We start from the raw sequence: 21,748 nt of genomic DNA, 5'->3' as shown, positions 1-21,748 counted from the left end.
TGTGCAATACGTTTGCTATAAACGAATAGACCCTTTTTGGCAGGGATTTCCCTTGGGTTTCCGGGGGTGTCCAAATGCCGCCGGGCCGCGCTGGGCGGCCCGGAGGGGAACCTTTCAGGCCGCGGGCGGCCCCAGGGAATTGGATGTGCTGGCGTGCGCGCTCAGGTCTTCTGGCACTTCGGGCAGTAGTACGTGGCCCGCTGACCCTGGACGATGCGCTTGATCGGCGTGCCGCACACCCGGCAGGGCTGGCCGGCGCGCTCGTAGACCGCCGCGTGGATCTCGAAATACGCGCCCGGCTCGCCGGTGGCGCCGACATAGTCGCGCAGGGTGCTGCCGCCGGAGGTCAGGGCGTCGGCCAGGGTGGCGCGCACCATGTCCGCCAGGCGGTCGCAGCGGGCGCGCGACAGTTTGTTGGCCGGGGTCTTGGGATTGATGCGGGCGCGGAACAGGCTTTCGGAGGCGTAGATATTGCCCACGCCGACCACCGCCATGCCGGCCAGCAGCACCTGCTTGATCGCGGCGCCGTGGTTCTTGAAGTGGTGGTGCAGCCAGGCGCCGTCGAAGCGCGGGTCGAACGGCTCGATGCCGAGCTTGGCCAGCAGGGGGTGGTTTTCGACCGGTCCGTCCGCTTCGGGATGCCACAGCACGGCGCCGAAGCGGCGCGGGTCGTGCAGGCGCAGCACCGCCTGGTCGAAGATCCATTCGACGTGGTCGTGCTTGCGCAGGAATTCGCCCGGGGCCACGCTGCGCAGCGACCCGGACATGCCCAGGTGCACGATCTGGGTGCCGTGGTCAAAGCGCAGCAGCAGGTATTTGCCGCGCCGGCCGCATTCCTGCACGGTGCGCCCACCCACCAGGGCGGGCAGGTCGGCCGGGATGGGCCAGCGCATCCGGGACTCGTGGACGATCAGCCGCGTGAGGGGGCGGCCGGTGATGACAGCGTCGATTCCGCGACGCGTGGTTTCAACTTCAGGCAGTTCCGGCATGAGCCAGTGTAAGATCATCAATTGCGTGTACGAAGATTGTGCCACCAACCGGACGGGCCGCGTGAAGTCGTCTTTCAAACAAATGAATATCGGGATTGCCGCGCTGGCGCTTGCGTTGGCCTCCGCCCTGGCCCCTCAGGCCCAGGCCGCCGACAGCCGGACGCGGGATGCGACCGGCCCCCGCATGGCGCCCCAGAACCGCCAGCCAGAAACCGAGGTGATCCGCCTGCGTCCGGGCCAACTGCCCTACGTCTCGCTGACCGCCGACATCTTCTACCGCGTCCTGGCGTCGGAAATCGCCGCCCAGCGCGGCATGTACGGCACCGCCGCCAACACCATGGTCGGCCTGGCCCGCGACACCGGCGATCCCCGCCTGGCGCGCCGCGGCCTGGAATTCCAACTTGCCGGCGGCAATCTGCCGGGCGCCCTGGACGCCGCCCGGGTCTGGGCCCGCCTGTCTCCCAACGATCTGGAAGCCAGCTCAACCGAACTGGCGCTGGCCGCCGCCAATGGCCAGACGAAGGGCCTGTCGCAGGCCCTGCGCAACCGCATCGAAGCCTCGCGCGACAAGCCCGCCGCCATCGGCCAGGCCCTGGCCGTGCTGAGCCGCCTGAACGATCGCCGCCTGGCGCTGCGCATCCTTGACGAAGCCCTCAGCGACAGCGTGCGCAAGCTGCCGGCCGCCCATCTGGCGCTGGCCGACGTGGCCTCCGCCGCCGGCGACTACCCGCGCGCCTCCCAGGAGGCACGCGCTGCCCTGGCCGCCGATCCCAAGTCCGAACCGGCCGCCCAGCGCGTCTTGGAGTACGGCGCCAAGGTCGACCCGCAGCGCGCGCAGGCCGATGCCCGCGCCTATATCAACCGCAATCCCAACGCCCGCAAGGTGCGCCTGATGCTGGCCGGCCAGATGGCCGACGCCGGCGACTACAGCGGCGCGCTGGCCGAGCTGCAGGCCATGTCGCGGCGCTCGCCGGAAGACTTCGACCTGCTCTTCATGCAGGCCCAACTGGCCTACAAGGCCGGCCAACTGCCGCAGGCCAAGACGTTGCTGCAGCAGTACCTGGACGTGCAGAACCAGCGTCAGCGCGCCATCGTGCCGGGCGCCACCGACGCCGGCGCCGCCGCGGCCGACGCCCACGTGCTGCTGTCGCGCATCGCCGAAGACCAGGGCCAGTACGACGAAGCCATCGCCGAACTCGGCCGCATCGACGATCCGTCGCTGCGTTTCTCGGCGCGCATGCGCCAGGCCGCCCTGCGCGCCAAGTCCGGCCGCATCGACGACGCCATCAAGATGGTCGACGCCGCCGCGCCCCAGGACGAGGAAGAACGCACCCTGGGCGTGCTGACCAAGGCGCAGATCCTGCGCGACGCCGACCGCGTCGGCCAGGCCGTGTCGGTGCTGGAAGCGGCCGACCAGGCGCTCCCCGACACCGTCGAAATCAAGTACGAGTTGGCCATGCTGTACGAGCGCCAGGACCGCCTGGCCGACCTCGAACGCATGTTGCGCCAGGTCATCGCGCTGGATCCCGAGCACGCCCACGCCTACAACGCGCTGGGCTACACGCTGGCCGACCACAACCAGCGCCTGCCCGAGGCGCTGGATCTCATCACCCAGGCGCTGGAACTGTCGCCCAACGACCCGTTCATCCTGGACAGCATGGGCTGGGTCAAATTCCGCATGGGCGACCAGGTCGCCGCGGTCGATTACCTGCGCCGCGCCTATGGCGTGCGGCCCGAGGCCGACATCGCCGCCCACCTCGCCGAGGTGCTCTGGACCCAGGGCAAACGCGATCAGGCGGTCGAGCTGCTGCGCGCCGCGGTGCAGAAGGATCCCAAGAACAAGACAGTGCTCGACGTCATCAAGCGCCTGGGGGTCAGCCTGTGACGGCAGCGTTGCGCGGCAGTCTGGGCTGGATGCGCTGGGCGCTGCTGGCCATGCTGGCGTTCGTGCTGGCGGCCTGCACCACCACGCCCAAGCCCATTGAAGGCACGTCGCCGGATGCGTTTTCGCGCATCGGCCGTTTCGCCATCACGGTCAACGAGGAAAGCGGCAGGCAGAATGCCGTGCAGGGTGGTTTTTCCTGGTCTGACGACGGCCGTCGCTACGTGCTCGACCTGACCAACCCGCTTGGATCGACCGAGGCGCGCGTCGAGGGCCAACCCGGCGCGGCCAGCCTGACCAAGGCCGACGGCACCCGCCTGGTGGCCGATAACCCCGACGCCCTGGCCGAAGACGCCTTGGGCAGCAGCATGCCGGTGTCCGGCCTGCGCGATTGGCTGCGCGGCAGGCTGCCGGGCCAGCCCGAGGCCAGCGATGTCTCCAACGACGAGCTAGGCCGCCCCGTGGCGTTCGAACAGGGGGGCTGGCGCGCGCGGTTGTCGCGCTACGACACGCTCGGCCCCCAGATGCTGGTGCTCGAGCGCCAGGAGCCTGGCCGCCGCATCATGGTGCGGCTGGTCGTCGACAAGCCCTGATTCCCGCCGCTTCATGACCCGCGCGACGGCCCTTCGGGGCCGTTGTCTCGTCCGTCGGTAGCACGTCCCTCCGGCTTCAATTTGGCAAATAAGCGTTGCAAAACCGACTCTGTTACTGATTGATAGATTCTGTTTAGCCTGAATAATCCTCCGATCCCCGCGCGCACGACCCCTGCGCGCGGCATGCAAGGCCGGCGGTCGCGGATCGCGCCGCCGCTTTTTTACGGAGAATGCCAATGTTCAGGAATACGCGAATCGCGACGATGCTCTTGGGGATCATCGCGCTGTTTTTCACTTTCCAGTTGCTGGTGGGCGGCATGGGTTTCGTCGCCCTGCGGCAGACCAACCAGGACGTCGGCCAGCTCTATCGCCTTTCCTCGCAACAGGTCAATGCCGTCAACACGGCGGCGTTGTCGCTGGTCGCGGCGCGCACCGACCTGAGCCGCTACGCCACCCGGGTGGCGCAGGGCAATGCCAGCGACACCACCGCGCTGCGCCTGGCGCGCCAGCGCATCGCCGCGGGCGACCGCGCCTTCCAGGGCTTCGCCGGCGGCCTGTCGGCCGACGAGAAGGTCGTGTCCAAGGACCTGATCGAGGCCTACACCAACCTCAGCAACAACCTGCAGAACGTCGGCAAGGTGCTGGAGGCTGGTGACATGGACGCCTACTTCAAGCAGGGCACGCAGCAGGTGCAGGAACTGCTGGTGTCCGAGCGTGACGCCTTCATGAAGCGCGCCGAGGCCACCGGCCAGGAGGTGATGGACGAGATTTCGCTGTTCCACATGATCTTCTCGTACCTGCTGGCCGGCATCCTGGTGCTGGGCCTGTTGATGGCGGTGGGCGCGCATGTGCTAATCCGCCGCATGATCGTGCGGCCGCTGCTGGAAGCCGGCGACATCTTCCGCCGCATCGCCGAGGGCGACCTGACGCGCCGCGTGGCCGATCGCGGCCGCAACGAGATCGGCGCGTTGCTCAACGCCCTGCGCGCGATGCAGGACAGCCTGGTGCGCACGGTGTCCACGGTGCGCCGCGGCGTCGATGAGATCAACGTCGGCGCGCGCGAAATCTCGTCCGGCAATGCCGATCTGTCCAGCCGCACCGAAGAGCAGGCCGCCTCGCTGGAGGAAACCGCCGCCAGCATGGAAGAGCTGGCCACCACCGTGAAGCAGAACGCCGACACCGCGCGCGAAGCCAACGGCATGGTCGCCGCCTCGGCCGCCGTGGCGCAGCGCGGCGGCGAGGCCGTCTCCAGCGTGGTCGAGACCATGCGCGCCATCTCGGGCAGCTCGTCGCGCATTTCCGACATCGTCGGCGTGATCGACGGCATCGCTTTCCAGACCAACATCCTGGCGCTCAATGCCGCGGTGGAAGCCGCGCGCGCCGGCGAGCAGGGCAAGGGCTTTGCCGTGGTCGCCAGCGAGGTGCGCACGCTGGCCCAGCGCAGCGCCGCCGCCGCCAAGGAAATCAAGCAGCTCATCGAGGACTCGGCGCAGAAGGTCGGCGTCGGTTCCGAGCAGGTCGAAACCGCCGGCGCCACCATGCGCGAGATCGTCGATTCGGTGCAGCGCGTGACCAGCCTGATGGGCGAAATTTCCGCCGCGTCGGAAGAGCAGGCCACCGGCATCGACCAGGTCAACCGCGCCGTGACGCAAATGGACGGCGTGACCCAGCAGAACGCCGCGCTGGTGGAGCAGGCCGCGGCCGCGGCCGGCGCGCTCGAAGAGCAGGCGCGCCAGCTGGCGGGCGCGGTGGCAGTGTTCAAGCTGCCGGAAGGGCAGGTGATCGAGGCCCCGGCCGAACGCCTGGCCGGCCGCGTCGCGCCGCAGATCGCCTGATCCGTGGCCGAGGGGGGGGCGTCGGGGGCCGGGTGATCGCTAAAATCGACCCGTCTGTCTTTTTTTCCGATCCGCCGTGACCCTCTACGACGTACCCGCACCCGCCAAGGTCAACCTGTTCCTGCACGTGGTGGGCCGCCGTGCCGACGGCTACCACCTGCTGCAGACCGCCTTCCGCTTCATCGATCTGTGCGACACGCTGCATTTCGAGGCGCGCGCCGATGGCGTCATCAGCCGCGCCGCGGAATTGCCCGGCGTGTCCGAAGCGGACGATCTCACCCTGCGCGCCGCCCGCGCGCTGCAACAGGCCACCGGCACGCGCCAGGGCGCGCAGATCGCGCTGGAAAAGCGCATTCCGCAGGGCGGAGGCCTGGGGGGCGGTTCGAGCGACGCGGCCACCGTGCTGATCGCCTTGAACCGCCTGTGGGGCACCGGGCTGTCGCGGCGCGAGCTGATGGAACTGGCGTTGCCGCTGGGTGCGGATGTGCCGGTGTTCGTGTTCGGCCAGTCCGCCTTTGCCGAGGGCGTGGGCGAAAAACTGACGGCGCTGGACCTGCCGGCGCGCGCCTATCTGGTGGCGCAACCGGACGCGAGCGTGCCGACCGTTGGAATTTTTTCCGCACCCGATTTGACAAGAGATTCTTCTTACATCACAATAGCGGACTTTCTTGCTTCGCCTACATTTTCCTTCGGGAAAAATGATTTGGAGCCGGTGGTCTACCGACTTTATCCTGAGGTTCTCAGGGCATCGCGGTGGCTTGCAGAGCAGGGTGTGTTGAAAAACACGGGAACCCAAGTTCGCATGTCGGGATCTGGCGCGTGTTTGTACGCCGAGTTTTCCGAGCTGTCGGAGGCCGTTTTGGCGAAAACGGAAATTACCGCTACAATGCGCGGCGCTGTTGAAGCAAACTGCAAAAACGCAGATGACACAGACAGCACAACGCATCCACGGTTCCGGTTAGTGCAGGCGTGTCCTGGGTTGACTGAACATCCGTTGCGGAATTGGATTGCAAGATAGTTGGGGAGTCGCCAAGCTGGTTAAGGCACCGGATTTTGATTCCGGCATGCGAAGGTTCGAATCCTTCCTCCCCAGCCAACCGAATACATAACAAAGCTGTTGAACACGCCTGTAAGACACTGGCCCGGGTTCAGCAGCTTTTTTATTTTCCGGTTCCAGCAGGTTCTCGCATCACCTCGTTAGTGTCTCGAAACGACCATCGCATCATCCATCATGGCAAACGATAGCTTCATGATCTTCACGGGCACGGCCAACACTCGGCTGGCCGTGGACGTAGTCAACCACCTCGATATGTCCCTGGGCAAGATGACCGTCGGTCGCTTCTCGGACGGCGAGGTGATGGTCGAGATCAACGAGAACGTGCGCGGCAAGGACGTCTTCGTCCTGCAGCCCACCTGTGCGCCTACCAATGACAACCTGATGGAAATCATGGTGATGGTCGATGCCCTGCGCCGCGCCTCGGCCGGCCGCATCACCGCCGCCATTCCGTATTTCGGCTACGCCCGCCAGGACCGCCGCCCGCGCTCGGCGCGCGTCGCGATCTCGGCCAAGGTCGTGGCCAACATGCTGCAAGTGGCTGGGGTTGACCGCGTCCTGACGATGGACCTGCACGCCGACCAGATCCAGGGCTTCTTCGACATTCCCGTGGACAACATCTACGCCGGTCCGATTTTGCTGGGCGACATCTGGCGCCGCAATTTCTCGAACCTGGTCGTCGTGTCCCCGGACATCGGCGGCGTGGTGCGCGCCCGCGCGCTGGCCAAGCAGCTCGAAGCCGACCTGGCCATCATCGACAAGCGTCGTCCGCGCGCCAACGTGTCGGAAGTGATGAACATCATCGGTGAAGTCGACGGCCGCACCTGCATCATCATGGACGACATGGTCGACACCGCCGGCACGCTGTGCAAGGCGGCCCAGGCCCTGAAGGACCGCGGCGCCGGCGCCGTCTACGCCTATTGCACGCACCCCGTGCTGTCGGGCGGCGCCATCGACCGCATCGAGGCGTCGGAACTGGACGAACTGGTCGTCACCGACACCATTCCGCTCTCCGAGCAAGGCCAGGCCAGCGGCAAGATCCGTCAGTTGTCGTGCGCCGCGCTGCTGGGCGAGACCATCCTGCGTATCTCGAACGCGGAATCGGTCAGCTCGCTGTTCGTCGACTGACGTCAGCCCCCACCGTTTTTTGTGTCCTGCTGGTCGCGGCAGGACACAAGCAACACGGCGCACCTGTTGTGCGCCGTGTCTTTAACCGGTGAAGTCCGCTTCGCCATTTTTTGTTTTTGGAGTTTTCCATGAAATTCACTGCCACTGCGCGTAGCGTCCAGGGTTCGAGTGCGAGCCGCCGCCTGCGCCGCGCGGGCCGCGTTCCCGCCATCGTCTATGGTGGTTCGGCTGCCCCGCTGAACATCGAACTCGACCACAACGAGATCTACCACGCCCTGCGCAAGGAAGAGTTCCACGCTTCGATCCTGCAAATGCAGCTCGAAGGCGCCAAGGACGAACAGGTCCTGCTGCGTTCGGTTCAATGGCACGCTTACAAGCCGCAAGTCCTGCACGTGGACTTCCAGCGCGTCGACGCCAACCAGGCGCTGCGCACCAAGGTGCCGCTGCACTTCGTGAACGCTGAAGTCTCGCCGGCCGTCAAGCTGAGCGGCGCGATCATCAGCCACGTCGCCACCGAACTGGAAATCACGTGCCTGCCGTCGGCGCTGCCCCAGTTCATCGAAGTCAACCTGGCCGACATCCTGGCCGGCGCTTCGATCCACCTGGCCGACATCAAGCTGCCGATGGGCGTGACCTACGTCCCGCACGGTGGTGAAGAGAACCCGCTGCTGGCCGCCGCTGTCGTCAAGGGTGGCGCTGCCGCCGACGACGCCGACGCCGCTCCGGCCGCTCCCGCCGCCTAAGTCCTGTCGGAAAGCCTCGGCTTTCCGGCGGCTTGCGCCCGAAACCCTGCGTGTGCATTTGCATGCGCAGGGTTTTTTGGTTTAAACACCCCCCATCATGTCTATTCCCATACGCCTCATCGTGGGATTGGGTAACCCCGGTCCCGACTACGAAACCACCCGCCACAACGCGGGCTTCTGGCTGGCCGACCACCTGGCGGACGACCTGCGCGCCTCGTTCGCGCTGGAGAAGTCGTTCTTCGGCATGGTGGCCAAATCCCGCCTGGGGGCCGACAACGTGCTGCTGCTCAAGCCCAACACCTACATGAACCGTTCCGGCCAGGCGGTCGGGGCGCTGGCGCGCTTCTACAAGCTGACGCCGGAGCAGGTGCTGGTGCTGCACGACGAACTCGACCTGATGCCGGGCCAGGTGAAACTCAAGCAGGGCGGCGGCCACGCCGGCCACAATGGCCTGAAGGACATCCAGGCCGCGCTCGGCAGCCCGAACTTCTGGCGCCTGCGCATCGGCATCGGCCATCCGCGCACGCTCGGCCTGGCGCAGCAGGTGGCGGACTTCGTGCTGCACCCGCCGCGCCGCGAGGAGCAGAAGGAGATCGAGGCGGTCATCGACCGCTGCCGCGCCGTGGTGCCCGCCATGCTGGCCGGCGACTTCGCGCTGGCCACCCGCCAGCTGCACAGCGGCAACGACGCCTGATGGACGGCGCTCCGGCTTCCGCCGAATCGCGCAAGCTGCGCTTCCGCAGTGAGCTGGCGGATTTCTGGCGCTTCGTGCGCCGGCCGCGTCCGCTGCGGCGTCTGTCCGGCCGCACGCCGGCGATCGGCTGGGTGTCGGACTGGTGGCCGGGCGTCGGCCCCGGACGCCTGCTGGCGTGGGCCGCGGTGCTGTGGCTGATCAACCTGTTCGCCCTGGGGCCGGTGGCGGTCGCCGCGGCCGGCGTCGGCGGCGTCACGCATCGGCTGGACCCGGCCAACATCCCCTGGCTGACGGCGGTGATCTGGGCCCCGCTGGTCGAGGAAATGCTGTTCCGCTACGGCCCGCGGCGACCCAAGCAGGCGCTGTGGCTGTGCCCGGCGCTGCTGCCGGTGGTGCTGTACGGGCCGCGCATCTGGACCGGCCTGCTGCTGGCCGCCTTCGTGCTGCTGGCCTGCTGGTCGCTGCGCCCGCGCCCCGAGCCGCTCAAGGGCTGGAACACCGCCTGGCGGCGCCATTACCTGAAGCACTTCGGCTGGGTCTTCCACCTGGTGGCGCTGACCTTCGCCGCCGTGCACCTGACCAACTTCGTCTTCAACCACACGCCGTACTGGCTGCTGCCGCTACTGGTGCTGCCGCAATGGGTCACCGGCCTGGTGCTGGGCTGGATCCGCATCCGCCGGGGCATCGGCGCGGCGATCGCGCTGCACGCCATGTTCAACGCCGGCCCCATTTTGCTGATCTGGGTCGTGATGCGCTGGGCCCCCACGGCGGCCGGTTGAGCCGTCCGTCCCCCCGGGCGCGGTCATCATGGCGCGCCGCCCGGCGGGGTAAACTAGAACGTTAACGATCAATACCGTACTTACACAGGATTCCCATGGCTCTGCAATGCGGCATCGTCGGCCTGCCCAACGTTGGCAAATCGACACTCTTCAACGCTCTGACCCGCGCCGGCATCGCCGCCGAGAACTATCCGTTCTGCACCATCGAGCCGAACGTCGGCGTGGTCGAGGTGCCGGATCCGCGTCTGCAGAAGCTGGCCGAGATCGTCAAGCCCGAGCGCATCCTGTCGGCCACGGTCGAATTCGTCGACATCGCCGGCCTGGTGGCGGGCGCCAGCAAGGGCGAAGGCCTGGGCAACCAGTTCCTCTCGCACATCCGCGAAACCGACGCCATCGTCAACGTGGTGCGCTGCTTCGAGGATCCCAACGTGATCCACGTGGCCGGCAAGGTCGACCCGATCGCCGACATCGAAGTCATCGAAACCGAACTGGCGCTGGCCGACCTGCAGACCGCCGAAAAGGCCCTGCAACGCCACCAGAAGACCGCCCGTTCCGGCGACAAGGAATCGCAACGCATCGTCGCCGTGCTGGAAAAGTGCGTGGCGCAACTGAACGAAGCCAAGCCGATCCGCGCGCTCGACCTGTCCGCCGAGGAAAAGGCCGACATCGCCCAGCTCTGCTTCATCACCGCCAAGCGCGCGATGTACGTGGGCAACGTGGCCGACGACGGCTTCACCAACAACCCGCTGCTGGACCGCCTGACCGAATTCGCCGCCGCCCGCAACGCGCCGGTGGTCGCCATCTGCGCCGCCATCGAATCGGAAATCGTCGACCTGGACGACGCCGACCGCCAGGCCTTCCTGTCGGACATGGGCATGGAAGAACCGGGCCTGAACCGCCTGATCCGCGCCGCCTTCAAGCTGTTGGGCCTGCAGACCTACTTCACCGCCGGCGTCAAGGAAGTGCGCGCCTGGACCGTGCCGATCGGCGCCACCGCGCCCCAGGCCGCGGGCGTCATCCACACCGACTTCGAACGCGGCTTCATCCGCGCGCAGACCATCGCGTATGAAGACTACATCGCCTACAAGGGCGAGCAGGGCGCCAAGGAAGCGGGCAAAATGCGGGCGGAAGGCAAGGAATACATCGTGCAGGATGGCGATGTGATGAATTTCCTGTTCAACGTCTGACGGTTTTTTCTGATCTCGGGAGCGTTCAGTAGCGCTCGGTGGACTGAGCAGGCCTTTTGAAATCAATGGCTTGCCAAACAATACGGTCTGCTGAGCGTTCCTATTGCTCGTCGAGGTCTGAAAAATCCGGGGGTAGCGTTGGGGGTACTCGTGTTCAACCGTGGGGGTACTTCTCCCCGCAGTGGAGTCCAACGATGCCCGAGAATCTACTCACTGACGCCAAGGTCAAGTCGGTCAAGCCTGCTGATCGAGACTGGAAACTTTCAGACGGCGGGGGCTTATTCCTGCTGGTCAAGCCCACCGGCGGCAAGCTCTGGCGGTGGAAGTACCGCCTGCAAGGCAAGGAAAACCTTTTTGCCATCGGCAGCTTTCCCCAAGTAAGCCTCGCAGAAGCGCGTGCAACCAGAGAGAAAGCACGCGCTCTGGTCAAGCAAGGCATCCACCCCGCCCATGAGCGGCAGCAGGTCAAGCAACGCAACCTGGAGGCGCTGGAGGAACGCAAGCGCGCCCGGGAAAGCTCGTTCGCCAAGGTGGCGCAGGCGTACCTGGCCGAAATCAAGCCTGCCTTCGCGTTCAGCTCTTACCGCACGAAAGAATCCCGCATCAGGAAGTACCTGTCGCCCAAGTTCGACGGGATGCCGATGAGCGACATTGGCGTCAAGCAGATCCGCCCACTGCTGGAAGAGTGCAAGGCCCATGGCGCGTGGGCAGCGATCCATGTCAAAGGCGATCTTTCGGCCATCTTCGAGTTCGCGGTGGTGCGAGGCCTGGTTGAGGCCAACCCGATCCCGAGCCTGCGCGGGCTGCTTCGCGTGCCGGCCAGCGAAAGCAAGGCGGCGATGACGCGCGAGCAGATCCAGAAGTTTTATCAGGCATTGCGCGGCTACAGGGGCTATCCGGAAACTGCGCTGTGCCTGCGGTTGATTGCGCTGACCGCTTGCCGTCCCGGGGAAGCTGCCGATGCCGAATGGGAAGAGTTCGATTTTGAGGATGCCGTGTGGCGTCGGCCTGCAGCCAAGATGAAGGCGCGGCGAGAGCATGTCAGCCCACTGTCTGCGCAGGCCATTGCAGTACTGAAGGACTTGCAGCGCATCACGGGTGGCGGACGCTACTTGTTCCCGCACCGGAGCGGCAAAGGCTTCACCACGCCCAACCGGCTTACCTACGCCATGCGCGATATGAACCTGGGCCGGGGAACGACGCCCCATTGCTGGCGCACCACCTTTTCGACCTGGGCCAACGAAAACGGGTTCCGACCCGACGCCATCGAGCGGCAGCTTGCTCATGTGGAAAGCAACAAGGTTCGGGCGACCTACAACAAGGCGCTGCTGCTGGATCAGAGAAGGTCGATGCTACAGGCTTGGGCGGGCTACCTGAGTGCGACAGAGCACAGCGGCACCGAATAATGCTGTTCGCCTTTGCAGAGGAGTGGAGCCTATAAACGGGGCAACCCAATGATTAAAAAGGGTAATTTATGCCGCTAATACCCCTTTTATAGACCGTGATTCACGTGGTCGCACCCTGCCAGACAGGGCGACCTCCCTCTCCGCAAGGCCCATGGCAGTGAAAACAGGGTAACCAAACGACTTTAATGAGGCATTACAAAAGACAATACCCCATTTAACGACTATGATTGCCCCATTTAGACAGCCTGAGCTTACATTTCCATGCACTCGCTTACCCCCGAGTACCTCACCGCGCTTCGCTTCGATGGTACCCAGGCCGCCACACTGCGCGCATTGGGCGAGTATCAAGGCAAGCAACAGCTCTACGCAGCCCAGTCTCCGGAAGCCCTCAAGGGCCTGCGCCAGATCGCGGTGGTCGAATCCACCGAATCATCCAACCGATTGGAAGGTGTTGTCGTCGCACCCTCACGACTGAAGTCTCTGGTCATCCGCAATGCAGCACCGAAGAGTCGCTCCGAACAGGAGATCGCCGGCTACCGCGATGCCCTGGCGTTGATCCACGAATCGGCCGCGCACATGACCTTCAACGAAGGCGTGGTGCTGCAATTGCACACCATGCTGTATCGCTACATGCCGCAGGCCGGCGGACGCTGGAAAGCCACCAACAACGACATCATCGAACGCCATCCGGACGGCACGTCACGGCTGCGCTTCCAACCGGTCGCTGCGCATCTGACGCCGATGGCCATGGCCGATATGACCCGGCACTACGCCACCGCACTGGACCAACATCTGGCCGATCCGCTGGTGCTGGCACCCCTGGCGATGCTCGACTTCCTATGCATCCACCCCTTCCCCGACGGCAACGGTCGCATGTCGCGTTTGCTAACCCTGTTGCTGCTCTACCACTTCGACTATGCCGTAGGCCGCTACATCAGCCTGGAGCGCATCTTCGAGGAAACCAAGGAAGGCTATTACGAGACGCTGGAAGCCAGTTCGCAGGGCTGGCATCAAGGGCAGCACGACGTCAAACCCTGGCTTGACTACTTCTGGGGGGCCTTGCTGCGGGCCTACCGCGAGTTCGAGGAGCGTGTCGGCACCATCGAGCGTGGCCGAGGCAGCAAAGGCGACCGGGTGCGCTCGGAAGTCCTGGCGCGCGCCCTGCCGTTTTCCATCTCCGAGATTGAAGAAGCTTGCCCGGGCGTGAGTCGGGACATGGTGCGACTGGTACTGCGGGCGATGAAATCAGAGGGTTTGATCGAATCGACCGGCAAAGGGCGTGGGGCGAAATGGAAGCGCATCACGGCAGGCACCTCCGGTAGTACGGCGGTTCTGGCGACTAGCCGCAAGATGGATCAGTGAGGAGTCTTTATGGATAACGTTTTCCAATTCCGCGACCAGCTCATCGAACGCTATGGTAGCTTTTCCCGCAGTTTCGTTCGTATCGCCGCACCCGATATCCAGGCCGAGGTAGAACATCAGTACGCGCAGGGCCGCTACTGGCCTGAGCCGCTGGTGCAGATCAACCCGAACTACCAACGTCAGGGGACCGTGCAGCAACTGGTGGAGCAGGGCATCTTGGATTCTGCCTGCGCAGACATTTTCCAGGTCGGGAAAACTGAAGGTTCGCCACAACCTCTGCATCTTTACAAACATCAGATGGAAGCCTTGGCCAAAGGCCAGGGACGTCAAAGCTATGTCGTCACGACCGGTACGGGGTCGGGGAAGTCCCTGTCCTTCTTCATCCCGATCATTGATCGCATTCTCAAGGCCAGGAAATCCGACGGCAAAGCACGCACCAGGGCCATCGTCATCTACCCGATGAACGCCCTGGCCAACAGCCAACTGGAAGAGCTCGACAAGTTTCTGCATGGCTATGCGCCAGAGCTTCGCCCCTTCACCGTGAAGCGCTACACCGGCCAGGAAAGCAAGGCGGAACGCGGTGCCATCGCGGATGACCCGCCCGATATCCTGCTGACCAACTTCATGATGCTGGAGTACATCCTCACGCGTTTCGACGAAGTGGATCGGCGTGTGGTGGAGCACTGCGAGGGGCTTGAGTTCCTGGTGCTGGACGAACTCCACACCTATCGTGGCCGTCAGGGTGCAGACGTTGCCTTGCTGGTGCGCCGCCTGCGCGAACGTCTGAAGGCCGGGCAACTGGTCTGCATCGGCACTTCGGCCACCATGTCCAGTTCAGGTAGTCAGGCCGACCGCAACCGCGTGGTAGCCGAAGTAGCCAGCAAGCTTTTTGGCACCCAGATCAGCGAGCAGGATGTCATCGGCGAGACCTTGGAGCGAGTCACCAACCCGCTCAAGGAGGTCAACGCCATCCGCGCTGAACTACCGGCGGCCATTACGCGCGAGCAGGATATCTGGGCCGACTTCGACGCCTTCCGCAACGACCCGCTATCCATCTGGGTGGAATTGAACCTGGGTATCGAACTGCCGGCCGACGAGCCTCCCCGCCGCGCACGGCCCATGATGCTGGAAGAAGCAAGCCGACATCTTGCCGAAGACGCGGGTTGCCAGCCTGAAGCTGCCCGAGCCGCGCTACAGCGTTTTCTCGTGGCTGCCCATGACGTGCGCACGTCTCAGGGCAGGCCACCGTTCGCGTTCAAGCTACACCAATTCATCAGCGGTCCCGGCAAGGTGCTCACCACCCTGGAAGCACGCGGCAAGCGTCATGTCACGCTCGATGCCCAGCGTTTCGCACCGGGGCGCCAGCAAGAAAATGTGCTGCTTTACCCCACGCACTTCTGCCGCGATTGCGGCCAGGAATACCTGCCTGTTTGGCACTCACAGCAACCTGTCAGCTTCAGCTCGCGTGAAATCGACGACATCGCAGCAGAGGACGACGCCAGCTATGGCTTTTTGTGCCCTCTGGTGCCCGGGCAGCAATATGGCGGCCTGCTCGAAGACTTGCCGGAAACCTGGATCGACCTCAGTCGCAGCGAACCCAAGGTCAAGCCCGCTTATAAAAATGCCGTTCCCTATATGGTCACTGTCGATGCCAAAGGGCAAACGGGCTCGGGGACGGAGTTCTGGTTCATCCCCGGCAAGTTCCGCTTCTGCCTGAACTGCGGCACGACACACGAAGCCCACGGTAAGGATGCCAACCGCCTCTCCAGCCTGTCCGGCGAAGGCCGCTCCTCGGCCACCACCATGATTGCCCTGGCGGCCTTGCAGCAATTGTTCACGCTTCCCGAACCGTCGCCAGGCCAGCCTGACCCGCGCAAGCTGCTCGGGTTCACCGACAACCGCCAGGATGCCGCTCTGCAGGCGGGACATTTCAACGACTTTATTTTCCTGCTGACGCTGCGCGCCGGCTTGGTCGGTGCCCTGCAGGGCAGCGGCGGTCAACTCGATGAAGAGCACCTAGCCGAAAGCGTATTCAAGGCCCTAGGTTTTCAAGGAGTCGATGAAGCGACCCTGGTGGAGTATCTGCGTACCCCCAAGCTCATGGGGCTTGCCCGGCAGGAAGCGCAACGCACCTTGCGCTTCATCATCGCCTACCGTCTATTGCGTGATTTGCGCCACGGCTGGCGTTTCAACAACCCGAATCTGGATCAGCTCGGCCTGTTGCAGATTCGCTATCGCGACCTGGATGCCTTCTGCGCGGACACCAGCATCTTTGCTGCCAACAGCATCCTGGCCGGATTGACGGCCGCGCAACGGACAGGTCTGTACGAGCGGCTGTTCGACACCCTGCGCCGCCACCTGTGCCTGGAAAGTCGTTACCTCGATCCGGTCGAGCAGGACAAGGCACGCACCAACGCCCACACCTACCTGAATGAACGCTGGGCCTTCGCCCCCGACGAAAAGCTCGATACCGGTCGCTACCTTATCCTCAGCAAGCGCCCGGAATACAAAAAGGGGGGTACTGAGCATCTGGTGACGGGCGGCCCGCGCTCCCGTCTGCTGCGGCAAATCAAGACCGCCGCCTTCTGGCGCGACAGCGCCTGCGCCAGCGAGGTCGCGCAGTGGAAGGATGCCGAATGGGCCGAGCTGATCGAAGCCATGCTGGAGTCCGCCAAGCACTACGGCTACGTGCAGCGCCACCCCATCGATGCCCAACTCGCCGGTTGGCGCTTGAACGCAGCAGCCCTGGACTGGTGCCTGATTGCCGATCAGCCGCAAACTGACAGCAGCCGCATCAATCAGTATTTCCGCGCCCTGTACCTCGGCATTGCCGACCTGCTGCAACAGCCCTCGCATCCGCTGTTCGACTTCGAGGCCCAGGAACACACGGCCCAGGTGGATGCGCCACGCCGGCAACTGCTGGAACAGCGCTTCCGCTATACCGAAAAGGATAGGCAGGACTGGGCGCAGAACCCGGCTCACGAAGCGCCTCTGGAGCGTCTGCCGGTGATGTTCTGTTCGCCCACCATGGAGCTGGGCGTGGACATCTCCGCGCTCAACACTGTGTACCTGCGCAACGTGCCGCCGACTCCCGCCAACTACGCCCAGCGTAGCGGCCGAGCCGGTCGCTCTGGCCAGCAAGCGCTGGTCATCACCTATTGCGCGGCGCTCAGTCCGCATGACCAGTGGTTCTTCCACAATGCCGAGCAGATGGTGCACGGCGTGGTGCGCGCGCCGACCCTCGACCTGACTAATCGCGATTTGATCGACAGCCATCTGCAAGCAGTCTGGCTGGCCAGTACCCAGGTGCCGCTGGATGACAGCATCGCGCCCATGCTGGATCTCGATCAGCCCGGCAAGCCACTGAAACAGCCCTTGCACGAAGCGCTGCGCTCACCTGCCGTCCAGCAGCGAGCGTTGGCCAGTGCGAGACGGGTCATCGACCAACTCGCGGGTGAGCTCGAAAGCACCTCCTGGTTCACCCAAGACTATGTGCGCCAGGTCATCGACAACGCCGCACAGGCATTCTCCGGGGCACTGGAGCGCTGGCGCGTGCTGTTCGATGCCACCCGCCAGCAGATGGACATGGCCGACCGTATCGTCAAGAGCCACACAGCCTCGCACACGGAGCGACAGAATGCCCAGCGCCGCTATGGCGATGCCGCGCGCCAGTACGCCGTGTTGCTCAAGTCCGGCAACGGTCAGAACAATGACTTCTACACCTATCGCTACCTGGCCAGCCAGGGCTTCCTGCCGGGCTACAACTTCCCGCGTCTGCCGCTAATGGCCTGGATTCCCGCCCGGGGCGGTCAGACTGCCAATGGCAAGGACGACGAAGGCAGCATGGTCAGTCGGCCGCGCTTTCTGGCCCTGTCCGAGTTTGGCCCACGCAGCCTCATCTACCACCAGGGCCGTATGTACCGCGTGGTGCGCGCCAAGCTCAACGTCGGCAATACCGACCACATTTCCGGCAACAGCCAGTTGGCCACTATCGCCTCGCTGGTATGCAGCCAGTGCGGCTACGGTCATCTCGGTGAACCTGGAGGAGAACAGCCACTGGTCAACCGTTGCGAAAACTGCGACGCCTTGCTGACCGAGCACGATTGGGTGCGCGAACTCTATCGCATCGAAACCGTGGAGACCGTAGCCACCGAGCGCATCTCCATTAACGACGAGGAACGCCAGCGTCAGGGCTTCGAGCTGCAAACCACCTACCGCTTCCTGCCCGGCCCCGATGGCCGGATTCAGCAGCAGAAAGCCGTTATCCGGCAGAGCGGCGAACTGCTGGGCGAACTCACCTATGCCCCCGCCGCACAAATCTGGCGTATCAACCGTGGCTGGCGCAGGCGCAAGGACAAGGAGCAACTGGGCTTCTACATCAACCCCATCACCGGTACCTGGAGCAAGCAGGATGCACCGGATGCGGAAGACGACAAGGGCAGCGACGATGCCTTGATGGAGAAAGTGCCCAATCAGCGCATTGTTCCCTTCGTCGAGGACCACCGTAATTTGTTGATCCTCGCGCCTCTGCAAGCGTTATCGCTGGAGGCCATGGCCACGCTGCAGGCAGCGCTCAAGCGCGGCATCGAAATGACCTTCCAGATCGAGGAATCCGAACTGGTTGCCGAACCTCTGCCGAAATCCGACGAGCGTCGCGCCCTGCTGTTCTATGAAGCCGCCGAAGGCGGTGCCGGCGTCCTCACCCGCCTGGCCAACAACCCCGCCGATCTGGCCCTTGTGGCAGACAAGGCCCTGCAACTGATCCACTATCGCGCCCCGCTTAACGGCGTCTGGGCTCTGGACGACCTGCCGTCACTGGAACGCAGCGATGAACTTGGCAATCATCAGTGCGAAGCCGGCTGCTACCAGTGCCTGCTGTCCTACTTCAACCAGCCCGACCACGAGCACATCAACCGCCGCAACCCCGATGTGCTCAAGTTGCTGGTGGCGCTGGCCAACGCCCAGGTGCAGCCCCCGATGGACAGCCCGACCGCTGCGGCCTCCGGTGCGTCAGGCGACGAGCCGCTCGATGCCTGGCTGACCGCGCTCCGGCAGGCAGGCGCAATACAACCTGATGTACTCAGCGTGCCCGTCAACAACGGCGCAGCCATCGCCGCCGCCCAATACAAGGCATCTCGTGCCCTGGTATTCCTGTCCACGGTGGATGAGGAGACCACCAGCGTATTGCGGGACAAAGGCTGGCAGGTGCTCGATTTTTCGGAGGCTTCACGCTGGTCACAACAATTCGCCGCGCACGCCGATGTGTTCGGTTCCAAGGAATAAAGGCGCATGGCAACCCTCGAACACGACTTCCTGCCCGGCAACCTGGTGCGCGCCCGTGGCCGCGAATGGGTGGTGCAAAGCGATTCTCGCCGCGACTGGCTGCGCCTGCGTCCATTGAGTGGCGCTGATGACGAAAGCATTGCCCTGGTTCCCGAGTTGGAACTGCACCCCGTCGAGCCCGCCACCTTTGCCTGGCCCGACCCCGTGCGTGCAGGCAACCACGCCGCCGCACTGTTGTTGCGCGACGCCCTGCGTCTGACCCTGCGCGCCGGAGCCGGCCCGTTCCGCTCCTTCGGCAATATTGCCGTGGAGCCGCGCGGCTACCAGCTCGTGCCGCTGCTGATGGCGCTGCGCCTGTCCACCGTGCGCTTGCTGATTGCCGACGACGTGGGTATCGGCAAGACCATCGAGGCCGGTCTGATCGTCCGCGAACTGATGGATCGCGGCGAAATCGCCCGCCTGGCCATCCTCTGCCCGCCGCACCTGGTCGAACAATGGCAAAGCGAGCTGGAAACCCGCTTCAACCTTCAGGCTGTGGCGTTGACCTCAGCTTCCGCCCCCCGCATCGAGCGCGAGCTGCCGCATGGTATGCGCCTGTTCGACTACCACCCCGTGGTCGTCGTCAGCCTGGATTACATCAAGAGCGAGAGCCACCGCGAACAATTCCTGGCTGCCGCTCCTGAGTGCATCATCGTCGACGAGGCCCACACCTGCACCAGTAGCGGTGCAGGCAAGCAACTGCGCTTCGAACTGCTGCAACGCTTGGCGAAAGATGAGCAACGCCACCTGATACTGCTCACCGCCACGCCGCACTCTGGCGACGAAGCCGCCTTCTACAACCTGCTGTCGCTGCTCGACCCGCGCTTTGCCGCCTTGCAAGGCCGCATGACCACAGCCGACCCGTTGCGCCAGGAACTGGCCCGCCACTTCGTCCAGCGCCGCCGCAAGGACATCGCCGAATGGCAGGCCGAAACCAACGACGGACGCGGTTTTCCCCGCCGCATGAAAACCGAGCTTACCTATCAGCTCAGCGGCGAATGGGGCGCGTTCTTCGACGCGGTGCAGGATTACTGCCGCGAACTGGCCGAAACCATCGAACAGCAGCAACAGCAGGGCGGCGCCCGCCTCATCTGGTACGCCACCCTCGCGTTGCTTCGCTGCGTGGCCTCGTCTCCCGCCGCCGCGGTCAAAGCCCTGACCACACGGCTGGAAGGCACGCAGCCCGACGACAACCTCCTTGGCGACGAACGCCTGCACGACGGCGAGGCTGACGACCTCTCCAGCAACGATTTGGAGCCGCCCGCCCAAGTGCAGGACGCCGCGCCGCGCCTGCAAACCCTGATCGCTGAAGCGCAACGTCTGTCCGGCAAGGCCGGCGATCCCAAGCTGGCCGCACTCATTCAGCATATCGGCCCGCTGGTAAAAGACGGTTACCACCCCGTGGTGTTCTGTCGCTACGTCGCCACCGCCCATTACGTAGCCGAGCATCTCAAGGCCGCCTTTCCCAAGGCCTCCATCGAGGCCGTGACCGGCGAGCTCACGCCCGAAGAACGCCGCGAGCGTGTGGATGATATGGAAGATGCCGAGCAGCGCATCCTGGTCGCCACCGACTGCCTCTCCGAAGGCATCAACCTGCAGCACCTGTTCACCGCCGTCGTCCACTACGACCTGGCCTGGAACCCTACCCGTCACGAGCAACGCGAAGGCCGTGTCGATCGTTTCGGCCAGCATGCCGAAGAGGTGCGCTGCACCATGCTCTACGGCCAGGACAACCCGGTGGATGGCTTCGTGCTCAACGTCATCCTCAAGAAGGGCGAAGCCATCCAGAAGGAGCTGGGCGTGCTGGTTCCGCTACCCGAAGACGAGGCCCGCATCAATCAGGCGCTAGTCAAGGCCGCCCTGATGGGCCGTGAGCGAATGGCAGCACCCTACACGCCTGATCTATTTGCCGAAGCCAACGTCGAACTACAGCCACTGCAAGCGCAATGGCAAGACGCCCTGGAAAAAGCCAAGGCCAACCGCACCGTGTTCGCTCAGCGCCGCATCAAACCCGACGAAGTGTTGCCCGAGTGGCACAAACAGCAACAAGCCCTGGGCACCCAGGCCGACGTGCAGCGCTTCCTGCAAAGTGCCTGCGTGCGTCTGGGCGCGCCGCTGGAAGCTGGCCGCAAGCAGACCGCACGCTTCCTGCCGCAGCACCTGCCCGAAGCCCTGCGCCAACGCCTGGCCGATGAAGGCATCACCGCCCCCCTGTCCATCGACTTCAGTGAACTGCACCGCAGTCACCCACTGGTGGGCCTGCTGGCCCAGCACCTGCTGGAAGGTGCGCTCGGGGGCGAAAATCCACTGGCTGCCCGCTGCGCCGCCACCCTGACTGAAGACGTCGAAGTCGTCACCACCCTCTATCTGCTGCGTCTGCGCCACCAGCTCAGCTACGTGCGCCGCCGCGAACCCTTCCAGATGATGGCCGAGGAAACCGTGGCCCTGGCCGTGCAGGGCCGCAACGCTCCGCAGTGGCTGGCCGATGACAGCGTGAGCCGCCTGCTCGAATGCACGCCCAGCGGCAACTTGCCTACGGAAGCCGTGCAACGCGAAGTACGCATCGCGCTCGACTTCCTCGCTGCGCACCCTCAGCAACTGCAAGCGCTGGCCCAGCAGCGGGCCGATGCCCTGCTGGCCGACCACCAACGTGTGCGCGAGGCCACCCGCGACGTAGGCCAATACAGCGTCAGCCCCTGCCTGCCCGTCGATGTGATGGGTGTGTACGTGCTGCTGCCTGACTCGCTATAAGCCTGGGCCTAGAGAAGAACAAC

The 21,748-nt window shown here is 64.6% G+C and carries 14 protein-coding genes and 1 tRNA gene; 14 read left to right on the top strand and 1 reads right to left on the bottom strand.

All coding sequences use genetic code 11. The annotated features are described in order from the left end of the window. Positions 1–161: 161 nt before the first annotated feature. Positions 162–989 carry a bifunctional DNA-formamidopyrimidine glycosylase/DNA-(apurinic or apyrimidinic site) lyase gene (mutM, locus tag AAID08_RS24965; protein ID WP_175189032.1) on the bottom strand — a complete coding sequence of 276 codons (828 nt, stop codon included), beginning with the start codon at positions 987–989 and terminating at the stop codon, positions 162–164. On the opposite strand from mutM, the gene AAID08_RS24960 reads away from it, so the two are divergent. From AAID08_RS24960 to AAID08_RS24895, 14 genes are all read left to right on the top strand, one after another. Then, a complete protein-coding gene (locus AAID08_RS24960; protein ID WP_054500689.1) occupies positions 988–2,874 on the top strand; it encodes a tetratricopeptide repeat protein in 1,887 nt (628 codons plus the stop codon). The genes mutM and AAID08_RS24960 overlap by 2 nt on opposite strands. A gap of 29 nt (positions 2,875–2,903) precedes the next feature. After that, complete coding sequence (lolB, locus tag AAID08_RS24955) at positions 2,904–3,464, top strand: lipoprotein insertase outer membrane protein LolB (protein ID WP_395757842.1); 561 nt, start codon at positions 2,904–2,906, stop codon at positions 3,462–3,464. Between the two features lie 236 nt (positions 3,465–3,700). Continuing rightward, on the top strand, positions 3,701–5,299 hold the full coding sequence (locus tag AAID08_RS24950) for a methyl-accepting chemotaxis protein (RefSeq protein WP_395757039.1): 1,599 nt from the start codon (positions 3,701–3,703) through the stop codon (positions 5,297–5,299). A gap of 76 nt (positions 5,300–5,375) precedes the next feature. After that, the gene (ispE, locus tag AAID08_RS24945) at positions 5,376–6,317 is read left to right on the top strand and encodes a 4-(cytidine 5'-diphospho)-2-C-methyl-D-erythritol kinase (protein ID WP_049076162.1); all 942 of its coding nucleotides are present in this window, start codon (positions 5,376–5,378) and stop codon (positions 6,315–6,317) included. Position 6,318: 1 nt separating this feature from the next. Continuing rightward, positions 6,319–6,395 (top strand) — tRNA-Gln (locus AAID08_RS24940). A 135-nt stretch (positions 6,396–6,530) separates the two neighbouring features. Further along, positions 6,531–7,481, top strand: coding sequence for a ribose-phosphate pyrophosphokinase (locus tag AAID08_RS24935; protein WP_006227587.1), 951 nt, complete (start codon positions 6,531–6,533; stop codon positions 7,479–7,481). Positions 7,482–7,609: 128 nt separating this feature from the next. Beyond that, positions 7,610–8,224, top strand: coding sequence for a 50S ribosomal protein L25/general stress protein Ctc (locus AAID08_RS24930; RefSeq protein ID WP_006385925.1), 615 nt, complete (start codon positions 7,610–7,612; stop codon positions 8,222–8,224). A gap of 97 nt (positions 8,225–8,321) precedes the next feature. Continuing rightward, a complete protein-coding gene (gene pth / locus AAID08_RS24925) occupies positions 8,322–8,918 on the top strand; it encodes an aminoacyl-tRNA hydrolase (RefSeq protein ID WP_026384832.1) in 597 nt (198 codons plus the stop codon). Then, positions 8,918–9,697 (top strand): type II CAAX prenyl endopeptidase Rce1 family protein, encoded by a 780-nt coding sequence (locus AAID08_RS24920; protein WP_395757038.1) that lies wholly within the window; start codon positions 8,918–8,920, stop codon positions 9,695–9,697. The genes pth and AAID08_RS24920 overlap by 1 nt, the downstream gene beginning before the upstream one ends. A gap of 95 nt (positions 9,698–9,792) precedes the next feature. Further along, a complete protein-coding gene (gene ychF, locus AAID08_RS24915; RefSeq protein ID WP_395757037.1) occupies positions 9,793–10,884 on the top strand; it encodes a redox-regulated ATPase YchF in 1,092 nt (363 codons plus the stop codon). 194 nt (positions 10,885–11,078) lie between these two features. Further along, a complete protein-coding gene (locus AAID08_RS24910) occupies positions 11,079–12,290 on the top strand; it encodes a tyrosine-type recombinase/integrase (protein ID WP_395757036.1) in 1,212 nt (403 codons plus the stop codon). A gap of 261 nt (positions 12,291–12,551) precedes the next feature. Further along, positions 12,552–13,652, top strand: coding sequence for a Fic family protein (locus AAID08_RS24905; RefSeq protein WP_003161388.1), 1,101 nt, complete (start codon positions 12,552–12,554; stop codon positions 13,650–13,652). A gap of 9 nt (positions 13,653–13,661) precedes the next feature. Next, the gene (locus AAID08_RS24900) at positions 13,662–18,935 is read left to right on the top strand and encodes a DEAD/DEAH box helicase (RefSeq protein WP_395757035.1); all 5,274 of its coding nucleotides are present in this window, start codon (positions 13,662–13,664) and stop codon (positions 18,933–18,935) included. Positions 18,936–18,941: 6 nt separating this feature from the next. Then, entirely contained in the window at positions 18,942–21,725 is a 2,784-nt protein-coding gene (locus tag AAID08_RS24895; protein ID WP_395757034.1) for a helicase-related protein, read from the top strand. The last annotated feature ends 23 nt before the right edge of the window (positions 21,726–21,748 follow it).

The sequence above is a fragment of the Achromobacter sp. EB05 genome, from assembly GCF_044232075.1.
In the GTDB taxonomy this organism is placed as follows: Bacteria; Pseudomonadota; Gammaproteobacteria; order Burkholderiales; family Burkholderiaceae_B; genus Achromobacter; species Achromobacter dolens.
This window is presented reverse-complemented; position numbering and strand designations above follow the sequence as displayed.

What these genes read in the sequence shown, in the direction of transcription:
- AAID08_RS24950 (WP_395757039.1), top strand. Translation starts at nt 3,701, where the DNA reads ATGTTCAGGAATACGCGAATCGCGACGATGCTCTTGGGGATCATCGCG.
- AAID08_RS24930 (WP_006385925.1), top strand. Translation starts at nt 7,610, where the DNA reads ATGAAATTCACTGCCACTGCGCGTAGCGTCCAGGGTTCGAGTGCGAGC.
- AAID08_RS24935 (WP_006227587.1), top strand. Translation starts at nt 6,531, where the DNA reads ATGGCAAACGATAGCTTCATGATCTTCACGGGCACGGCCAACACTCGG.
- AAID08_RS24900 (WP_395757035.1), top strand. Translation starts at nt 13,662, where the DNA reads ATGGATAACGTTTTCCAATTCCGCGACCAGCTCATCGAACGCTATGGT.
- AAID08_RS24895 (WP_395757034.1), top strand. Translation starts at nt 18,942, where the DNA reads ATGGCAACCCTCGAACACGACTTCCTGCCCGGCAACCTGGTGCGCGCC.
- pth (WP_026384832.1), top strand. Translation starts at nt 8,322, where the DNA reads ATGTCTATTCCCATACGCCTCATCGTGGGATTGGGTAACCCCGGTCCC.
- mutM (WP_175189032.1), bottom strand. Translation starts at nt 989, where the DNA reads ATGCCGGAACTGCCTGAAGTTGAAACCACGCGTCGCGGAATCGACGCT.
- AAID08_RS24960 (WP_054500689.1), top strand. Translation starts at nt 988, where the DNA reads ATGAGCCAGTGTAAGATCATCAATTGCGTGTACGAAGATTGTGCCACC.
- AAID08_RS24920 (WP_395757038.1), top strand. Translation starts at nt 8,918, where the DNA reads ATGGACGGCGCTCCGGCTTCCGCCGAATCGCGCAAGCTGCGCTTCCGC.
- AAID08_RS24910 (WP_395757036.1), top strand. Translation starts at nt 11,079, where the DNA reads ATGCCCGAGAATCTACTCACTGACGCCAAGGTCAAGTCGGTCAAGCCT.
- AAID08_RS24905 (WP_003161388.1), top strand. Translation starts at nt 12,552, where the DNA reads ATGCACTCGCTTACCCCCGAGTACCTCACCGCGCTTCGCTTCGATGGT.
- ychF (WP_395757037.1), top strand. Translation starts at nt 9,793, where the DNA reads ATGGCTCTGCAATGCGGCATCGTCGGCCTGCCCAACGTTGGCAAATCG.
- lolB (WP_395757842.1), top strand. Translation starts at nt 2,904, where the DNA reads ATGCGCTGGGCGCTGCTGGCCATGCTGGCGTTCGTGCTGGCGGCCTGC.